Origin of the sequence: Lysinibacillus sp. ACHW1.5 (assembly GCF_022014815.1) — a bacterium.
Taxonomy (GTDB): domain Bacteria; phylum Bacillota; class Bacilli; order Bacillales_A; family Planococcaceae; genus Lysinibacillus; species Lysinibacillus capsici.
This window is the reverse complement of record NZ_CP091777.1, coordinates 698,270-717,016: the sequence shown is the minus strand read 5'-3', so window position 1 is coordinate 717,016 and position 18,747 is coordinate 698,270. Positions and strand designations below refer to the sequence as shown.

General features: G+C 38.4%; 17 protein-coding genes. 3 read left to right on the top strand and 14 right to left on the bottom strand.

Going from position 1 to position 18,747, the window contains the following annotated elements:
• Window positions 1-62 precede the first annotated feature (62 nt).
• The gene (locus L6W14_RS03290; protein ID WP_131522081.1) at window positions 63-797 is read left to right on the top strand and encodes an AzlC family ABC transporter permease; all 735 of its coding nucleotides are present in this window, start codon (window positions 63-65) and stop codon (window positions 795-797) included.
• Complete coding sequence (locus L6W14_RS03285; RefSeq protein WP_048392045.1) at window positions 794-1,120, top strand: AzlD domain-containing protein; 327 nt, start codon at window positions 794-796, stop codon at window positions 1,118-1,120. Before L6W14_RS03290 ends, L6W14_RS03285 begins: the two co-directional genes overlap by 4 nt.
• A 34-nt stretch (window positions 1,121-1,154) precedes the next feature.
• Here L6W14_RS03285 and L6W14_RS03280 read toward each other — a convergent pair whose 3' ends face one another.
• From L6W14_RS03280 to L6W14_RS03225, 12 genes are all read right to left on the bottom strand, one after another.
• On the bottom strand, window positions 1,155-1,376 hold the full coding sequence (locus L6W14_RS03280) for a DUF2198 family protein (protein WP_237899364.1): 222 nt from the start codon (window positions 1,374-1,376) through the stop codon (window positions 1,155-1,157).
• Entirely contained in the window at window positions 1,376-2,557 is a 1,182-nt protein-coding gene (locus L6W14_RS03275) for a PDZ domain-containing protein (RefSeq protein WP_237899362.1), read from the bottom strand. The genes L6W14_RS03280 and L6W14_RS03275 overlap by 1 nt, the downstream gene beginning before the upstream one ends.
• A gap of 122 nt (window positions 2,558-2,679) precedes the next feature.
• Entirely contained in the window at window positions 2,680-4,122 is a 1,443-nt protein-coding gene (locus L6W14_RS03270) for a S41 family peptidase (RefSeq protein WP_131522083.1), read from the bottom strand.
• A gap of 198 nt (window positions 4,123-4,320) precedes the next feature.
• Window positions 4,321-4,908, bottom strand: coding sequence for a redoxin domain-containing protein (locus tag L6W14_RS03265; protein ID WP_131522084.1), 588 nt, complete (start codon window positions 4,906-4,908; stop codon window positions 4,321-4,323).
• Window positions 4,905-5,537, bottom strand: coding sequence for a hypothetical protein (locus L6W14_RS03260; RefSeq protein WP_131522085.1), 633 nt, complete (start codon window positions 5,535-5,537; stop codon window positions 4,905-4,907). Before L6W14_RS03260 ends, L6W14_RS03265 begins: the two co-directional genes overlap by 4 nt.
• 417 nt (window positions 5,538-5,954) lie before the next feature.
• A complete protein-coding gene (locus tag L6W14_RS03255; protein ID WP_131522086.1) occupies window positions 5,955-7,262 on the bottom strand; it encodes a murein hydrolase activator EnvC family protein in 1,308 nt (435 codons plus the stop codon).
• Window positions 7,263-7,315: 53 nt separating this feature from the next.
• Window positions 7,316-8,200, bottom strand: coding sequence for a permease-like cell division protein FtsX (gene ftsX, locus L6W14_RS03250; RefSeq protein WP_004227513.1), 885 nt, complete (start codon window positions 8,198-8,200; stop codon window positions 7,316-7,318).
• Complete coding sequence (gene ftsE, locus L6W14_RS03245) at window positions 8,190-8,876, bottom strand: cell division ATP-binding protein FtsE (RefSeq protein WP_016991524.1); 687 nt, start codon at window positions 8,874-8,876, stop codon at window positions 8,190-8,192. Before ftsE ends, ftsX begins: the two co-directional genes overlap by 11 nt.
• Window positions 8,877-9,117: 241 nt before the next feature.
• Window positions 9,118-10,305 (bottom strand): DUF4097 family beta strand repeat-containing protein, encoded by a 1,188-nt coding sequence (locus tag L6W14_RS03240; protein WP_131522087.1) that lies wholly within the window; start codon window positions 10,303-10,305, stop codon window positions 9,118-9,120.
• 283 nt (window positions 10,306-10,588) lie between these two features.
• Window positions 10,589-13,456, bottom strand: coding sequence for an excinuclease ABC subunit UvrA (gene uvrA, locus L6W14_RS03235; protein ID WP_131522088.1), 2,868 nt, complete (start codon window positions 13,454-13,456; stop codon window positions 10,589-10,591).
• A 7-nt stretch (window positions 13,457-13,463) separates the two neighbouring features.
• Window positions 13,464-15,443, bottom strand: a complete 1,980-nt coding sequence (gene uvrB, locus L6W14_RS03230) for an excinuclease ABC subunit UvrB (protein WP_237899361.1) — start codon at window positions 15,441-15,443, stop codon at window positions 13,464-13,466.
• 450 nt (window positions 15,444-15,893) lie between these two features.
• Complete coding sequence (locus tag L6W14_RS03225; protein WP_131522090.1) at window positions 15,894-16,142, bottom strand: IDEAL domain-containing protein; 249 nt, start codon at window positions 16,140-16,142, stop codon at window positions 15,894-15,896.
• 227 nt (window positions 16,143-16,369) lie between these two features.
• On the opposite strand from L6W14_RS03225, the gene L6W14_RS03220 reads away from it, so the two are divergent.
• Window positions 16,370-16,879, top strand: coding sequence for a competence protein ComK (locus tag L6W14_RS03220; RefSeq protein ID WP_131522091.1), 510 nt, complete (start codon window positions 16,370-16,372; stop codon window positions 16,877-16,879).
• Window positions 16,880-16,922: 43 nt separating this feature from the next.
• Here L6W14_RS03220 and prfB read toward each other — a convergent pair.
• Both prfB and L6W14_RS03210 read right to left on the bottom strand, forming a co-directional pair.
• A protein-coding gene (prfB, locus tag L6W14_RS03215; RefSeq protein WP_237497242.1) for a peptide chain release factor 2 occupies window positions 16,923-18,027 on the bottom strand; the annotation gives its coding sequence in 2 pieces (ribosomal slippage) (window positions 16,923-17,951 and window positions 17,953-18,027; 1,104 coding nt in all).
• 122 nt (window positions 18,028-18,149) lie between these two features.
• Complete coding sequence (locus tag L6W14_RS03210) at window positions 18,150-18,692, bottom strand: competence protein ComK (protein WP_131522092.1); 543 nt, start codon at window positions 18,690-18,692, stop codon at window positions 18,150-18,152.
• Between the last annotated feature and the right edge of the window lie 55 nt (window positions 18,693-18,747).

Sequence of the window (18,747 nt, the reverse complement as noted above, 5' to 3'; positions counted from 1 at the left end):
GAACTATCAAACAATTCCATCAATAGTATACATGGAAATTATCAAGAAAGGATGACCTATTTATGACAAGTACAACAGAGCTTCAACATGATGACACAACAAGCTCTTCCAATGACAGTTTTTTACAAGGCGTGAAAGATTGCGTGCCTACATTACTCGGTTATATTAGTATAGGACTTGCATTTGGGGTTGTAGGTTCCGCTTCAGGGTTATCTGTCCTTGAAATCGCGCTATTAACGATACTGATTTACGCAGGTTCTGCACAATTTATTTTTTGTGCACTACTTTTAACAAGTAGCCCTGCCTCTGCTATCATTGTAACCATTTTCGTAGTGAATCTACGCCATTTATTAATGAGTTTAACATTAGCACCTCACTTTACGCGCTACTCCATGCTTAGAAATGTTGGCTTTGGTACATTATTAACGGATGAAACCTTTGGTGTAGCCGTAACAAAGCAAATGCAAACAGGTAAATTATATGGTAAATGGATGGATGGGTTAAATATAACAGCCTATATCTTTTGGATTCTTTCCTGTGTTACGGGTGCCTTTTTAGGACAGTGGGTAGCAAATCCTGAAAAATGGGGTTTAGATTTTGCCTTGGTTGCCATGTTTGTTGCACTTTTAGTTTTGCAATTGAGCAGTGTTGGTAAAAGTAGAATCATGCATTATATCAAGTTAATTGGCTATATGGCGGTTATTATGTACGGTCTTTCTTATGTAGTCCCTTCACATGTTGCTGTACTACTGGCAACTGTGATTGTCGCAACAATTGGGGTGGTGACAGATAAATGACAACAACTTCTTATATGGTCTGGCTTATTATCGGCTGCGCACTTGTAACATGGCTACCGCGTGTCATTCCATTTATTTTTGTGCGTAGTGTAACACTACCTGATGTTGTGCTAAAATGGCTTAGTTTTATTCCTGTTTGTATATTAAGTGCTCTTGTCATTGAAAATTTAATAGATACTGAAAGCGGCAAAGTAGTGACACTTGATTGGCCAGTCTTTATTACATTTGTTCCTACTCTTATTATTGCCCTTGTCACAAAAAGCTTATCGATTACAGTAGTTGCAGGAGTAATCATTATGGCAGCCGTGCGATTTTTCATGTAAAAAGGTCAGTCCTATTGCCTGGACTGACCTTTCCTTATTTATTCATTTTACTTGCTAGCCAAAAGCCTACTGTTAATGAAAATGCATCGATAACGAAAATAATAGGTGGGGATGTATAGCCTGCATATACAGAGGCAGCAATAAGTGCAATGGCTAATAATAATGCAACATAGCGGTTATAGGTAATTCTAGTGAATAGTAATACCAATAAAGCTGGTATGAATAATGCTAGCAGCATTTTCCCAAAAACGTCCATTATACTTCCCTCGGCTCAGCTAATAATAAGCCAATACGGTAATGATCATTGCTATAAATCACATGTTGTGTTAAACGTAATTCATTGTTTCTGTCTAAAACCTCTAGACGACAATGAGCTGCATTTAATTGCAGTGCTTCGTATAACTCATTTTCTGTAAAAATTGACACACCATTTACTTTGCGGATACATTCTCCTGCAAGTAAGCCCATCTTCTCAGCAGGTGAATCAGGAAGAACGGCTGCAATAATAGCACCCTTCGTACTTGGCGCAACTGCATAATGATCTGTTTTTTCCTGTTGTGCAAAGTAGATAGCAATTATAATCCGGATAACTACACCAACAGCAAGTGTAATGAAGCCAATCACTGGCTCAAAATATGCAGCCAATCCTCCTATTAAAATAAGCTGTCCAAGTAAAAAGACAGGTCGGCCAATTTTTGGATACATGTAAGCTGGTAATTCCTTTCTTGTCAGTTTAGTAAAGCCAATGACAAGTGGAAATAACACAAGTGCAAAGCTATTATGACCTATCGTAAACTGTGGCCAATATGGGAATATAGCCGAAATCGCATCACCAGGAATAACAAAGAAAATAGGTAATACCCATACATTTTTTGACCGATAGACAATTGCCTGCATACCCCGCTTCGTTTTCTCAATACAAGGTGTTGTAACCTTCATCGCCATACGTCGAATTAATAGCCCTTCTGCAATAACACAAAGGCCCGCAAGAATGGTAATTGTCACAATTGCGCCACTCTCTAAATGGACAGCCTCTACCGAAATTTTCCACCAGGAAAATGACCAATTGTAATAGGACATACCCCATATGGCAAGTGTGGCAATCCCCATTGTCAAAATAGGCGACATTGCATTCATGACAAACAAGATAAGTGCTACTATAGAAACTGCCGTTAAAATGATTAAAAATTCCTTTGGGACAGTTAGACCTGCTCCAATACTAATGATAGAAATAATTAGTGCATAGAGCCACCCATCTTTCCATTGTCCGATTAGCTCCGTCCAGCCCCAAATAATACGTCTATTAAAATATTTACGCTCCTGTTTTACTCGACGATAACCTAAAATAATAGCAAATATTATGACTATATACAGTAATGGGTTGAGCAAAAAGCGGCCAATCGCTGTTACAATTTCTATTAATATCTCACTAACCATACGAACACCCGCCATTTCTATCTTGAATACTATGAATTTATTGTATCAAAGGACTACACGCTTGCGTAGTACAAACTCATAGAAAGCTTTGTATTATAGTATTTTTGTTCTGTCAGCAAGTTTTATTGGTCAATCGTATGCAGTAAAAAACTAGTGGCCATTTGGAATTGTTGATCATTTTGACGATCGGCTTTAAAATCCTTTAACGTTTCGTTTAAACTATTAAAGAAAGTCGTGTCCATATAAAATTCGTCCTCTGCTAGCTTTAATTTTTTCTGTTTACGATAAAGATTAACGGCTTCTGCGGTTGTTTCATCCAGATAGCCATCTAAACGATCGATTTGATAGCCTAGTTTCTGCAAGGCGTTTTGTGAATAGGAAATCTCTTCACTCATATCGCCCACTTTAAACTTACCTGTTAGTGGATGAAGTTGAAAAGCAAATAATTCATTTTGCTCGATCATTAAACTGGCTTCAATGCCCTGCCCATGAATCCATTCACGTTTTGGTGTTAGCCATTTGTTGGTTGATAATTTAAGCTCCCCGCCATTGGAAAGCTCCCAAGATTCTTGTACAGTCCCTTTTCCAAAGCTCTTAACTCCAACAAGTGAAGCGCGTCCCCAGCCTTTTAAAGCACCGCTCAATACTTCACTAGCAGATGCACTCCCTTGATTTTGCAAAACAACAATTGGAATTTTATTCATCGTTTCTATATATTTTTCATCAAAGCCTTTTGTTTGCGTTTTTAATGGTTCCATAGCACCTTCCGCATTTTGCATATATGCAAATACTTTGCCATTGTCCAATACTGTGCTCAGTAGCGCTGCGACGCTATGTAAATAACCACCTGGATTATCCCGTACATCGATGACAATTCCTTCCACATCTTTACGAAGTAATTTACTCGTTTCTGCCACCCATTCATTGGCGGTTTTTTCACCGAATAATGAGATCACTACATAGCCAATAGCTGTATCTTCTACCTTCACTACCTCACTAGTTACCGTTTTATTAGATATTGCTGCGCGCTCCATCGTCATCTTAATATGCTTATCTTCACTTGGACGATAGACAACAATGGTTACTTTCGTTCCCTTTTCACCTTGAATTAAATGCATTAATTCACTCATTGTTTTCCCATCTATCCGTACCCCATCAACTTGTACAATTTCATCGAGTGAACGCATGCCCGCTTTCTCTGCTGGTGACGAACGAACAGGTGACACAACGATAAACTTCCCTTTATTTTCTGTTAGTTCAATACCGATGCCTACCCGTTCCTCCGCTAGCATTTGCCGATGTTGCTCAGCCTCTTCCTTGGAGTAATACGTGCTATAAGGATCTTTAATGGCATCAGCCATCCCACGAAGAGCCCCCTCCACCAATGCATCCTTTTTTGTACTGTATACTGATTTTTCTTCAATGATTGTCATAGCCTCACCAATAGTATCAACCTCCGTAACAGGCTCCTTTTTATCGCCAATATTAAACCAATCAAAGTAAATACCACTGCCCACCACCAAACTACTAAGTAGGACTCCGACACCGGCTGTTAATTTGCGCAAATCTTCCCTCCTCCGTCTCTTTTACTGTATGACTCTATTTTTTCAAACATACAAAATTACCTTTCAAATTTGTTAAGAGAGAATATTTCACTTTACACATGCACGTTGGTTGTTGATTCGCATGGATATACCTTGTTCATGAAAAATAAAAAAAATCTGCTCGTTTCCACTATAGAAAACGAACAGATTTTTTATCAATCAATCTAGTGCATCTACATAATCATTTAACATATCCACGTCCATTGGTCCTCTGATGGCGCGTTGAATGAGACCCTTGGAATCAATAAAATAAGTGGTTGGAATCGTGATGACTTGATAATTCAAGCCAGCTTCATTGTCTGGGTCCAATAAAATAGGGAACGTTAGCTCGAAGCTATCTCTAAATGTCATCACTGTGTCCACTTTGGCATCAGCAGTCACATCACGTTCAGCTTCTGTTAAATTGACCGCTATAATTTCAACGTTTTTCTCTTTTGCATACTCATCATAGAAGCTTTGCATATGCGGCATTTCCGCCTTACAAGGTGGGCACCATGTCGCCCAGAAATTTAAAACGACTTTTTTTCCACGAAGATCACTTAACGTGATATCTTCCCCATCTAAGCTTGTTAAGGTGAAATCAGGCGGTATATCGCCTTTGCTTAAGCCGGTTTCTAGCTCCTCCATATCCTTACCTAGAGCCGATTTATCTATGGCACGTTCTTCGTCAATTTGTTGTTTTACATATGTACCAATCATCGCAACCACTAATAGCACAACGACCAGCAGTCCAATATTTTTTTTCATTTCTTACCTCCCACATTGATTCGTTCATGCTGTATAGTTAAGCCCAAACAAAGTAGTATGACACTGACACCTACAGCTGTTTGCCCTATACCAAGCGGCTGTAAGATAGCCACGATCAAATAGCTAATTGTATAGAGTATGAGAGCTTGTTTCACCGCTACTAATCTCCATAATATGACGAGCGTGACTACACTTAGCACAGCTAATGTTATAACTTCACTCGATGTGTTGTTGTCATTAAGTAGCACAGCAAGCATTTGATAAATGGATTGTGTTAGAATAATAGCCCAGCTACCAGCTATCATCTCTTGTTCCTCAAGCTGTATACTCTGTCGCTTTCTCAATATTTGCAAAGATGCTACGATGACACCGAGAAGAACACCCATTGTTCCGCCATTAAAATAAAGCAATGTAATTGGATTGTTTACTACTGTTTTGAAATCTGTCACAAGCAAACTTAACTTCCAAACAATAATAAAGGTGAAAATGGCATCACTATATAGCTCAGACCACTTTTTAGAAAATTGTAAGCGCAAGATAAGCCACACAATGAAAAAAGTAATTAGTAAAGCGACTGCAGTAGCTGGTAAAGTTAATGTTCGGATTGAGTACCACTCTGTATTTATCAATTCAACGAATCCTCCTCCGAAAGCATAGCATAGAACCTTTTTAAAAAAAGACTATTTCACACTGTTTTAAGAAAATCTTCAGAAATAACAATAATAAAAATACCCCACTAAGTATATATTCATCATAACATTATTTAGAATCTTATAATAGCGATGAAACTTTCAATCGAATATTTCGCAAAATGAGAAAAGGGAGGAGTTATACTTTCAAAGCGACTTAATTACTTGGGGAGTAAAAAGAACCTTATTAAATAACAAATAAGCTGATGTTGCCTATTAATTGGCTATTACATATTCAAAAAGGGCAAAAAGGGTTTATTGCTTATTAATGGGTAGACCTATAAGTGTGAATGGTGAAACATTCGATGAAATATTAAAAGCTATACACTAGAAAATGCTAGTGTATAGCTTTTATGCTTACAACGGAATATATTTCAGTGGATTTACACTGCCGACTGCTTGTCCTTTCCAAGGACCGATATGCACTTCAAAGTGTAAGTGTGGGCCAGTAGAGCGACCTGTACTACCCATGGCTGCAATTTGCTGACCTTGTGTTACTTCTTGTCCTACACTAACATTAAATGCACTTAAATGTGCATAAACAGTTGTGTAAATTTGTCCGTCGATAGAGTGCGTCAGAATGACAACATTACCATACGAACTAAGTGGTGCTGCGTAAGAAACTACGCCATCTGCTGCTGCCCATATTGGTGTTCCTGTTGCATTTGCAAGGTCGACACCATAATGGAATTCAGGACCTGCTCCAAGATTTCGCCAACCATATGGTGATGTTAAGCGACCATTTGTTGGTTTAATCCAAGTTCCGTTTGATTGAGGCGCATGGACTGTACCACCAGATGATCCGCCACCATTGTTAGCAGCAGCTGCTGCCGCGGCCGCTGCAGCTGCTTTACGTTTCGCCTCTTGCTGACGCGCAATTTCAGCCAAACGATTTTGTTCAGCAATAATTTGATCTTGCAATTCCTGACTTACTTCCAAAGCCTCTGAGTATTCTTTTTCAAGTAATACCTTTTCTGATTTCAGCTTTTCTTGCTCTTTTTCTAATTGGTCGACTAGTTTATTTTTCTCAGTTTTTTGACTATCTAATGATGCTTTTAATCGTTCAAGCTCAGCTTTTTTACCCTCTAAGTTTTTACGTTTCTCTTCTACAATTTGCTTTTGCTCTTCTAATTTTTGTTTATCATCTTTTTGATCTTGAATAATTTGACGATCCGCTTCCAATAATGCATTAACTGCAGAGAAACGATCAATAAAGTCTACAAAACTATTAGAGCCTAGCAATACATCTAAATAACTAACAGAGCCCCCAGCTTGAATGGCACGTGCACGTTCTTGTAACAATAAATCGCGCTCTTCAATTTTATGCAAAAGCTCTTCAATAGAAGCTTCTAACTTTTTAATTTCCTCATTTGTTGCCCGAATATCTGCTTGTACTTTTTTAATATTACTATTAGTTTTGTCGATTTCAGCGTTCAATGCCTGAATTTGATCTAAGATTTGTTGTTGCTTTTCTTGATTAGCTGTAATTGCATTTGATTTATTGCTGATAGATGAATTTAACTGATTCTTCTTTGTCTCAACTTGTTTCTTTTCTTCTTTTAAATCCGATAGACTTGTTGCATATGCTGATGGAGTTTGGATAAAAAGAATTAGAGCAGATGCTACTGCAAGTGTTTTTAATGTGTTTTTCGCCTTACTTTTCACCGATTGAACTCCCCTTCGACTATTCTTTTCTTTTTCACAAATATCCGTTGTCCCTAAATTTTTAAAAACTTACGTACTGACATGAAACTTCCCCAAATACCGATCAGTACACCAATGAGTAACAGAAGACCGCTTACCTGATACACAAGTGGAGAAAAATCTAGTAATTGAACAAGCTCTCCTTGTAAACGTGGTGCAATAATTTTATATATATTGTGGTAAAGGGTTGTGACAACTGCAATCGGAATAATTGAACCTAAAATTCCAAGCCACATACCTTCTAATAAGAATGGGATACGCACGAATGAATTTGTAGCCCCTACAAGTTTCATAATTTCTATTTCATCACGACGAGCTATAATCGTTATACGAATTGTATTCGAAATTAAGAAAATTGCTGTAAATAATAACCCTAAAATAAGTACGATTCCTACATTACGACTAATATTTAAGAAGTTAAATAGTTTTTCAACTTTTCCTTCGCCATACATTACATCATATGTATACTCATATTTATCAATGGTTTTCGCAACTTTTGCTGTTTGCTGTGGATCAGCGGCTTTTACATAAATAACGTTACGTAAAGGGTTACTCTGTTCAAATAGTTTAAAATCATCACCGAAGTCTTTTACTAGCTTGGTTAACTCATCTTCCTTAGTGGAATACGTCATCTCGGAGACACCAGGCAATTTTTTGACTTTTTCGATGAGTGCTTTTTCCGCAGCTTCATCTGCTGTTTCATCAATTAACACTTTAATTTCGACATCGTTTTCTAAATCCGTTGCTACTTTATTTAAATTCATCATAATAAGCGCAAAAACACCTACTAGAATGAGCGTAACGGTAACGGCACTGACAGAGGCAATGGTCATCCAGCTATTTCGACCAAGTGATTTGATACTTTCCCGGAAGTGGCGCTTTACTGTACTAAATTTCATAGCCGTATTCACCTCCGTGTTCATCACGGACAATTAAGCCGCCTTCAATTGCAATAACACGACGACGAATCGTATTTACAATTTCACGGTTGTGGGTTGCCATTACAATCGTTGTCCCACGTGCATTAATTTCCTCAAATAAATTCATAATTTCCCATGATGTTTCAGGGTCAAGGTTCCCTGTAGGTTCATCTGCAATCACAACTTTTGGAACATTGACGATTGAACGAGCAATCGATACACGTTGCTGCTCTCCACCTGAAAGTTCATTTGGAAACATTCTCGCTTTATGCTTCAATCCAACTAGTTCTAGAACTTCCATAACCCGACGTCGGATTTCATCAGGCTTTTCCTCTATTACTTCAAGCGCAAACGCTACATTCTCATAAACATTTAAACGAGGTAGCAATTTGAAATCTTGGAAAACTACACCAAGTTGACGGCGCAAAAAAGGGACCTTCTTATTCTTTAAAGTTGCTAAATCAATACCATTTACAATTATTTGTCCTGATGTTGCTTTTTCTTCACGGTACATCAATTTAATAAATGTGGATTTCCCTGCCCCACTTGGGCCAACTACATACACAAATTCGCCTTGCTTTATATTAACGGAAATACCATTTGTCGCAACAACACCGTTTGGGTATTTCTTTGTCACATTTTTCATTTCTATCATGATTAAACCACCTAAAACTCTCATCTATGTAAGAGGTATTTCTTTTACTATTATAGCACTCTATTTCTGTTTTTTTATTACAGTTTCATTTCAATCCGTGGCAGTTCCTTCTATTTCATTCTTTCCTTGCCATTATCCTTAAGAATATGACAAAAATAAAACAAGATTCGCCTCTATATGCTAGGCCGAATCCTGTTTGAAAAGAAAAAGCATTCAAGCTTTAACTTGAATGCTCCTACTGTTAAATTTGTTGTTCATCTGTTGTTGTGTAGCGCACTAAAACAGCACCAGTTTTCGATTCACCTTCGATAAATAGGCGATTCGCATTTTCAACTTCTTTGTCGAAACGGACTACTTTGGATAAGAATTGATCTTGCGACTCTATTTTAGAAACATCCTGGATCCCCACATCCACTTTACCGAAATTCGTTACGACTTTACCGCTCAATGAAATTGTTCGTGGGACATACAATTCTACTGCCCCAGCAACTGTTTGCGCTTTAATTTTTGAAGAATTTGTCGAGCATGTTGTGACGACTACATGTCCATTGACAGACTTAGCTTCAACTTCATCCAATGCACCATCCAAATAAACACGTCCATTCAATGTTTCAGCCTCTAAATCCTTACCTCGAACATTCGTTAATTCAATGGAACCATTAGAAGAATCCACTTCAGCTTTTCCAAAATTAAACTTCGTTCCTTTAATGGCACCGTTTAACGTTTTCACTTTTAATTCTTCAAATTCTGTATCCTGTAATGAAACACTACCATTCATTAGACGAACAGATAATTTTTCAAGTTTATCCTTTGGTACTAGCACCTTCACATTCACTTGAACAAGCTTTAATTGGCTCAAAATACGAAGTGATTGCTCTTCCTCTTTCACAACAAATTGCTCTAAGAAGTGATTACGAGTTTCTTCTTCACTTTCGTTCATCAAAGGTGCCTTTACCTTGCAAATCACCTGAATCGTTTCTCCTTCACTGGATTCCAATGAGAAGTTACCATTAGGTAATTCAGCGATAATATTGTCCACTTTGGCAGCAGCCACTTCTTCTGTATGGGTAAATTCAATTTTATCTCCAAATGGAGAAGCTACATCAAATTCCTTTACCTTCTTAACAGCCGTATTCATCATATCCATAAAAAGAGAACCGATTTGTGTTAAATCTTTACGAAAATCTTGCATTTCATCTTGGAAGTATTTCATAAAATCATCTTTTTTCTTGTCACCATCTTTTGATTTTTCTTCAAATAATGGCTCTTTTTCACTTGAAAAGGATTGCGTCTCTTTCGACACATCATTCATAACATGTTGAGTAGACTTGCCAGGTTGCTCTAATGCTTCTAATAATGTAATCGCCTCTTGTGCCGAAATTGTTCCTTTTTCTACAAGTTCTAAAATTCGTTGACGTTCATTTTGCATAAATAAATAGCCTCCCTCAGTTCGTTATACTATTTATACGATTCATCATGTGAAAAGTTTCACTGCAAAATTGAATAAATGGGGTCTTTTCATTCCAACATCGTCAGGCTTTTACCTATGAAGATTTTATTGCTCGTTTTTTAGATTAGTTGGATCACTTCTAACCTTTATTTGAGCGGGTTCTTCCCATTTTGGATTATTTTCAATCTGGATTGAGCGACTTTCTCCAATTTCCGATCACCTTTCAATCCAGATTAATCATTTCAGTTCGAATGTAAAATCCTTAAGATTTAGAAGCTTCTGCTAGCAATGCATCCATTCTCATACGATCACGTTCCAGAATTGGTTTTAAGTATTTGCCTGTATAGGAGCCAGCTACTTCTACTACCTCTTCAGGTGTACCAGTTGCAACAATCGTACCACCTTTGTCTCCACCTTCTGGACCTAAGTCAATGATATAATCAGCTGTTTTAATCACATCTAAGTTATGCTCAATAACTAATACCGAATCACCGTTTTCAACAAGTCGCTGCAACACGACAAGTAAACGAGCAATATCATCGGCATGTAATCCTGTTGTTGGTTCATCTAAAATATAAAAGGATTTCCCTGTTGAGCGTCGGTGTAATTCAGAGGCTAGTTTTACACGCTGTGCCTCACCACCCGATAAGGTTGTGGCTGGTTGCCCTAATTTCATATAGCCCAACCCAACATCAACAATCGTTTGTAGCTTACGCTGGATCTTTGGAATATTTTCAAAAAACACTACTGCATTCTCAATCGTCATATCGAGAATATCTGCAATACTCTTATCTTTATACTTCACTTCAAGTGTTTCACGGTTATAACGTTTGCCGTGACATACTTCACATGGTACATAAACATCAGGAAGGAAATGCATCTCAATTTTAATAATGCCGTCACCACGACATGCTTCACAGCGACCGCCCTTGACATTAAAGCTAAAGCGTCCTTTTTTATAGCCTCGTACCTTTGCTTCATTTGTTGCTGCAAAAACATCGCGAATATCGTCAAAAACACCTGTATAAGTTGCTGGATTTGAACGAGGTGTACGCCCAATTGGCGATTGGTCAATATCGATTACTTTTTCAAGCTCATCGATACCTGTCACTTCTTTATGCTCGCCAGGCTTAACCTTTGAACGATTGAGCTTCTGTGCCAAAGATTTATATAAAATTTCATTTATCAGTGTAGATTTCCCTGAACCAGACACGCCTGTCACTGCTACAAATAAGCCTAGTGGAACGTCTACTTTAACATTGCGTAAGTTATTTTCCTTGGCACCTTTAATAGACAGCTTTCGACCATTTGGTTGGCGTCTTTCTATTGGTAAAGGAATAAACTTTCTACCGCTTAAATATTGTCCAGTTAAGGATTTTGCATTATTCATAACTTCCTGCGGTGTTCCTGCTGCCACAATTTGACCGCCATGGACGCCTGCTCCAGGTCCTACATCGATGAGATAATCTGCTGCAAGCATCGTATCTTCATCATGCTCTACCACAATCAGCGTATTCCCAATGTCACGCATATTTTGTAACGTGCTAATCAGCCGATCATTATCTCGCTGATGCAAACCAATCGAAGGCTCATCTAAAATATAGAGGACTCCTGTTAATCGTGAACCAATTTGCGTAGCAAGGCGAATACGTTGTGCCTCTCCACCAGATAATGTACCTGCTGCACGACTCAATGTTAAATAGTCTAAACCAACATTCACAAGGAAGCCCAATCGTTCTTCGATTTCTCGTAAAACTAATCGAGCAATTTGCATATCCTTTTCAGTGAGGTCAAGCTCTTTGAAGAATGTGTCTGCTTCCTGAATCGAATATTGTGTAACCTCACCGATATGTTTATCTGCTACTTTCACTGCTAGCGTTTCAGGCTTTAAACGATACCCTTTACATGAAGGACAAGCCTGCTGTGCCATATATTTTTCCATCTGCTCACGAACATAATCGGATGTCGTCTCTTTAAAACGACGCTCAACATTGCGCACTACACCTTCAAATTCAATCATTTGATCTCGCACATTGCCAAACTCATTTTCATAATGGAAGTGTATCTTGTCTTTTCCAGAGCCATATAAAACCTTATCCATCTTTTCCTTTGGCAAATCCTTCACAGGCACGTCCATTGGAATATCGTAATGATCACATACAGCTTTTAGTAATTGTGGGTAGTACTGCGAACTAGTTGGCTCCCATGGTGCAATGGCATGCTCTAACAAGGAACGATCCCAATCAGGCACCACTAAATCTAAATCCACCTCTTGTGTTGAACCTAAGCCATCACAACTTGGACAAGCACCAAACGGACTATTAAATGAAAACATACGAGGCTCTAACTCACCAATAGAAAAACCACATAATGGGCAGGCATGATGCTCACTAAATAGTAACTCTTCATGTTCCATCACATCGACAAGCACACGTCCATCTGCTAGACGTAAAGCCGTTTCTAAAGAATCACTCAGACGAGCAGCAATCCCTTCCTTCATAACAACACGATCCACTACTACTTCGATGGAATGCTTTTTATTTTTATCAAGTTCGATAGCATCATCTAAATCACGCAATTCTCCATCAATTCGTACACGAACAAACCCCTGCTTTTTTAAATCTTCTAGCAGTTTAACATGGGTACCCTTACGTCCAGAAACCATTGGTGCAAGGAGCTGCATCTTAGTTCTCTCAGGATAGGTTAATAAACGATCCACCATTTGCTCAATTGTTTGGGAAGTGATTTCTATACCATGATTTGGACAGATAGGTTTACCAATGCGGGCATAAAGTAAACGTAGGTAATCATAGATTTCCGTTACCGTACCGACAGTAGATCGTGGGTTACGACTTGTCGTTTTTTGATCAATGGAAATAGCAGGCGATAAACCTTCTATCGCATCGACATCTGGCTTATCCATTTGTCCAAGAAATTGACGGGCATAGGCGGAAAGGGACTCAACGTAACGACGCTGGCCCTCCGCATAAATTGTGTCAAATGCTAAAGAAGACTTTCCGGAGCCCGATAATCCTGTTAAAACGACTAATTGGTCACGCGGAATTGTGACATTAATATTTTTTAAATTATGAGCACGTGCACCTTGCACGACGATTTCAGTATTTTTCACAAGTCATTCACCCTTCTACCTTCAATTCAAATATTGTATCTCGTAACTCAGCCGCACGTTCAAAGTCAAGCGCTTTTGCTGCTTCCTTCATTTCGACTTCTAGAGAAGCCAAGAGCTGTTCTCTTTCCGCCTTTGTCAGCTTTTTGCCTTTCGTGGCCTTTGTTACATAGGATTCCTCTTCTTCTGCTACTTGTGTTGCGCGAATCACATCTGGGATTTTCTTAATGATCGTTTGAGGTGTTATGCCATGCTCCTCGTTATAAGCCATTTGTAACGCACGACGACGTTTCGTTTCATCAATTGCCTTTTTCATCGAGTCTGTTACATGGTCTGCATACATAATGACATGACCATTCGCGTTACGAGCAGCACGACCAATGGTTTGAATCAATGAACGCTCTGAACGTAAAAATCCTTCTTTATCAGCATCTAAAATGGCCACAAGGGACACTTCAGGAATATCAAGACCTTCACGCAATAAATTAATACCAATTAGCACATCATACGTTCCTTTGCGTAGCTCACGGATAATTTCAATACGCTCTAGTGTCTTAATTTCTGAATGTAGGTATTCTACTTTTAAGCCCATTTCCTTCAAGTAGGCCGATAAATCCTCAGACATTTTCTTCGTTAGCGTTGTCACTAAAACTCGCTCATCTCGCGCAATTCGATCTTGTATTTCATCAATTAAATTATCGATTTGCCCTTCGATAGGACGTACATTAATTAATGGATCTAATAATCCAGTTGGTCGGATAATTTGCTCTACCATTTCTGGTGTATGCTCCAGCTCATATGGACCAGGTGTGGCTGATACATAAATTGCTTGATGTACACGATTTTCATACTCTTCAAAACGCAAAGGACGGTTATCAAGTGCTGATGGCAAGCGAAAGCCGTGTTCTACGAGCACACCTTTACGCGCTTGGTCACCATTGTACATTCCTCGAACCTGTGGGAGTGTTACATGACTTTCATCAACCACAAGTAAAAAGTCTTCGGGGAAATAATCTAGCAACGTATATGGAGTGGCACCTGCTTCACGCAATGTTAAATGACGTGAATAGTTTTCAATCCCAGAGCAAAAGCCCATTTCACGCATCATCTCTAAATCATACCGTGTACGTTGTTCTAAACGTTGTGCCTCTAGTAATTTATCTTCTGCACGTAATAAAGCAAGTCGTTCCTCTAATTCTTTTTCAATGTTTTCAATCGCTTTACGCATTTTCTCTTCTCGTGTAACGAAGTGGGATGCAGGGAAAATAGCAACATGCTCTCGATCCGATAAAATCTCTCCCGTTAGTGCATCTACCTCACGGATACGATCGATTTCATCCCCAAAAAATTCCACACGAATACAATGCTCATCACGAGAGGCTGGGAAGATTTCCACTACATCTCCACGTACCCGAAATGTTCCGCGTGTAAAACTAACATCATTTCGCTCATACTGAACGTCTACAAGCTTGCGTAATAGCTGATTACGTTCAATTTCCATACCTGTACGAATGGAAACAACCATTTCTCGATATTCTTCGGGAGAACCTAAACCATAAATGCAGGACACAGATGCAATAATAATGACATCCTCACGCTCAAACAATGCAGAGGTAGCAGAGTGACGCAGCTTATCAATTTCATCGTTAATACTAGAGTCTTTTTCTATATAGGTATCTGTTTGCGGTACATAAGCTTCTGGTTGGTAGTAATCATAGTAGCTGACAAAATATTCTACGGCGTTATTCGGGAAGAACTCTTTAAATTCACTATATAACTGGCCAGCTAGTGTTTTATTGTGTGCCATGATTAGTGTTGGTTTTTTAACTTGCTGGATGACATTCGAGATGGTAAATGTCTTACCTGTTCCAGTAGCACCAAGCAATGTTTGATGACGTTTGCCTGCTTTCACACCCTCCACTAATTCCGCAATGGCCTGTGGCTGATCCCCGTTAGGCTGATATGGCGCTTGTAAATCAAATGATTGCACTCATGTCCACGTCCTTTCCTTCCAATTTGTACATATATTTTAGCATAGCAATATTAAAATTTCGAACATTTAACGAACGAATGTTTGTAAAATTTTTTTTCATCTCTAAAATTTTTATTACATAATAATAAGGTCCATTTAACTTGTTACTCTTATAATAGCCGTTTTATTAGATTTTCAAGCTTCATCGATGGATGGGATTTCCTTTTTGCTTCATGTGTAGCTCATACTCTCTCAGGAGCCTGGCTCTCCTCCTTTTATGAGCGGATTCTACTTTATCGGAGCGCTCTCACTTTTTTATAAACAGAGGCTCAAACTTTTTGAATGACTTTCCTCATTCTATAAGCAAAACCACTTCTTCTAGCCAACACATACACTCTTTACTTCCACTGCAACTATTTTCAAAAGCAAAAAAACCCCACTCTCCAATAGATATGGAGAGCGGGTTCGTCAATATGATTCTTCTTCTGTTTGGAGTAAGGAAGTTAGTTCGGATGCGTATTGATAAAATGCGTTTTCATCTTTTTCATCGAGTGCTCTATCTATCAGAACCATGAGCTGCTCTTGCCGATGCATACGCTGGATACGATTTAAAAATAAATCTAAATAAATCTCGTTTAATAATTTCTCTGCCTCATCAACTTTTTTCGACTGACCAACGGCTTTCAGAAAATCGGTATACGAATAATATTTATCCAACGATCTCACCTCGATCCTTTTCTAAATTATATGAAAATTGAAATTAAAAAGCAATGCTTACGATTCGAAAATATCTTAGATTAGCTATTAATCAATTGATATTTAGAGCAAATTCTCTAGGCATTTCGTGCTTTTATGAACGATTTTCAACTATTTCATCCAATTTAAGAAAGTCATATTTTGTTTTACACTACCGTTATCACTAGAAAAAAGGAGGCACTCCCTATATGACAACTAACTTTGTAAACGGCTACTTAATGTCATTCAATACTTATTTGCTGCAACCTATTCAGCATGACTCCAAAGTCTTCACGCATGTGATTGATAAGCATAATGAGCTGATTGTTACACGCAAACCGATGCATGTCCTTCGAAAATCCTGTCTCTCATTAGGATCTACCTATGAAGCCGCAAAACAATCGGCTAAACGTTTTTTCGGCAATCAACACAAGCTACCAATCGTCGTGGCCTTTGATTATGGTTATCCCTGTATTTTTCTGCCAACTTATTCTCCCAGCTCCATTCATAATATATGGATAGGGCTTCATGCAATTATTAATATTACACCTAGTGAAATGGGGTGTATTGTAACGTTAAAAAATAATAAACAAATCGAACTACCTATTCGATATGCTTCTATTAGTAAACAATTTCTTAACGCTTCTATGCTGTATAAATATTACATGAATGAACGAAAACAGCTTAGCCAAGATGCACCCTATCACCCACCCTTTTAACAAAAATTCCCCAAGAGCATCTCACTCTTGGGGAATTTGGGTATTAATTTATTTTTGAACGTAAATAGGCATTAATAAATGGATCTAAATCGCCATCCATCACTGCACCCACATTACCTGTTTCTTCATTTGTACGATGATCTTTCACCATTGAGTATGGGTGGAAGACATACGAACGAATTTGGGAGCCCCAGCCTATTTCTTTTTGTTCACCACGTATTTCATCTAATTGTGCCTGCTGTTTATCAAGTTCTAATTGATATAGCTTCCCTTTTAACATCGTCATCGCTTTTTCACGGTTTTTAATCTGGGAGCGCTCAGCTTGACATTGTACGATCGTACCAGTAGGAATATGCGTAATACGAACGGCAGAATCTGTCGTATTAATATGCTGACCACCTGCACCTGTAGCACGATACGTATCAATTTTTAAATCCTCTGTACGAATATCGATTTCAATATTGTCGTCAAACTCTGGCATAACATCACAGGAAACAAAAGACGTATGACGGCGACCAGACGAATCGAATGGAGAAATACGTACTAGACGATGCACACCCTTTTCCGCTTGTAAATAACCGAAAGCATTGTGACCTTTAATCGACAATGTTACAGATTTAATTCCGGCTTCATCTCCTGGTAGATAGTCCACTGTTTCCACTTTAAATCCACGCTTCTCAGCCCATCGTGTATACATACGCAATAGCATTGAACCCCAGTCCTGTGATTCCGTACCACCAGCACCAGGATGCAGCTCTAAAATGGCATTGTTTTGATCGTATGGGCCACTTAGCAGTAATTGAAGCTCAAAATCAGCCATCTTTTGTTGGAATTCTGCTAGTTCTTTGCCTAGTTCTTCTTGTAATTCTTCGTCTGGTTCTTCACGTAAAAGTTCCAGTGTCATATCTAAATTTTCATGTGTTTCCACTAAATCTTTATATTCATTGACAATAGCTTTCAAGCCATTTCCTTCATTGATAATCACCTGAGCACCCTGCTGATCATCCCAAAAGCCTGGCTCTAGCATCATTTCATCTAGCTCCTGAATACGTGCCTCTTTGTTCTCTAAGTCAAAGAGACCCCCTAAAGTCCGCCAATTTTTTGGCTGTAGTGTCTAACACATTGCGTACATCTGCTAATTCAATCATCGTTAAATCCTCCGAACGTTAGTCATGGAGCTAACAGTTTATTCATAAAGCCCCGTATCTTTTTATTATAACGTTTTTAGAAACGAAAACATACTATATAGCAGATGTTTTGTGCAATTAAGTCAACTATCCTGCGTCTCGTCCTCAAACATATTTTTGGCAAGACGTTGAAATACTTTCACACGGTCATACTGAACAAGTAAATATTTTGTTCGTTTCTCTAGTCTATATTTTAATAAAAAAGCTCTTTGAATCCGAGACTCTAACGCATTCACACTGACATCCACAATAAATTCCTTGCCATTCATAAAAGTAACCTTTGTCATCTTTTTATCCACAGCGACATAGTCATCTATATGATGGACAGCGAACCAGATACAGTCAGGATGTAGAGGAGACCTACTAGGGAACCATAAAATATTACAACGTTCGTGCACGACAATAGGATTTTTATTAAGCTTGCCTAGGATCATTTTTGAACCATCGAACGCTCCTCTTAAACTAGAACCAAAATAACGCAGATTAAAGTCCAATAATTTCGTTGGTGGTAGCGTAGATATATACTCATTATTTTTCTCAAACACCTGCGTACATAAATTTCCAAAGGAATCATACACAGGCATATACATCATTGTTTCACTATTCATAATATCTTTTTTATGCATCTATAGTCCCCCTTCATACATTTTATGTTGCTTCCAGTCAAAATAAAAAGGAATA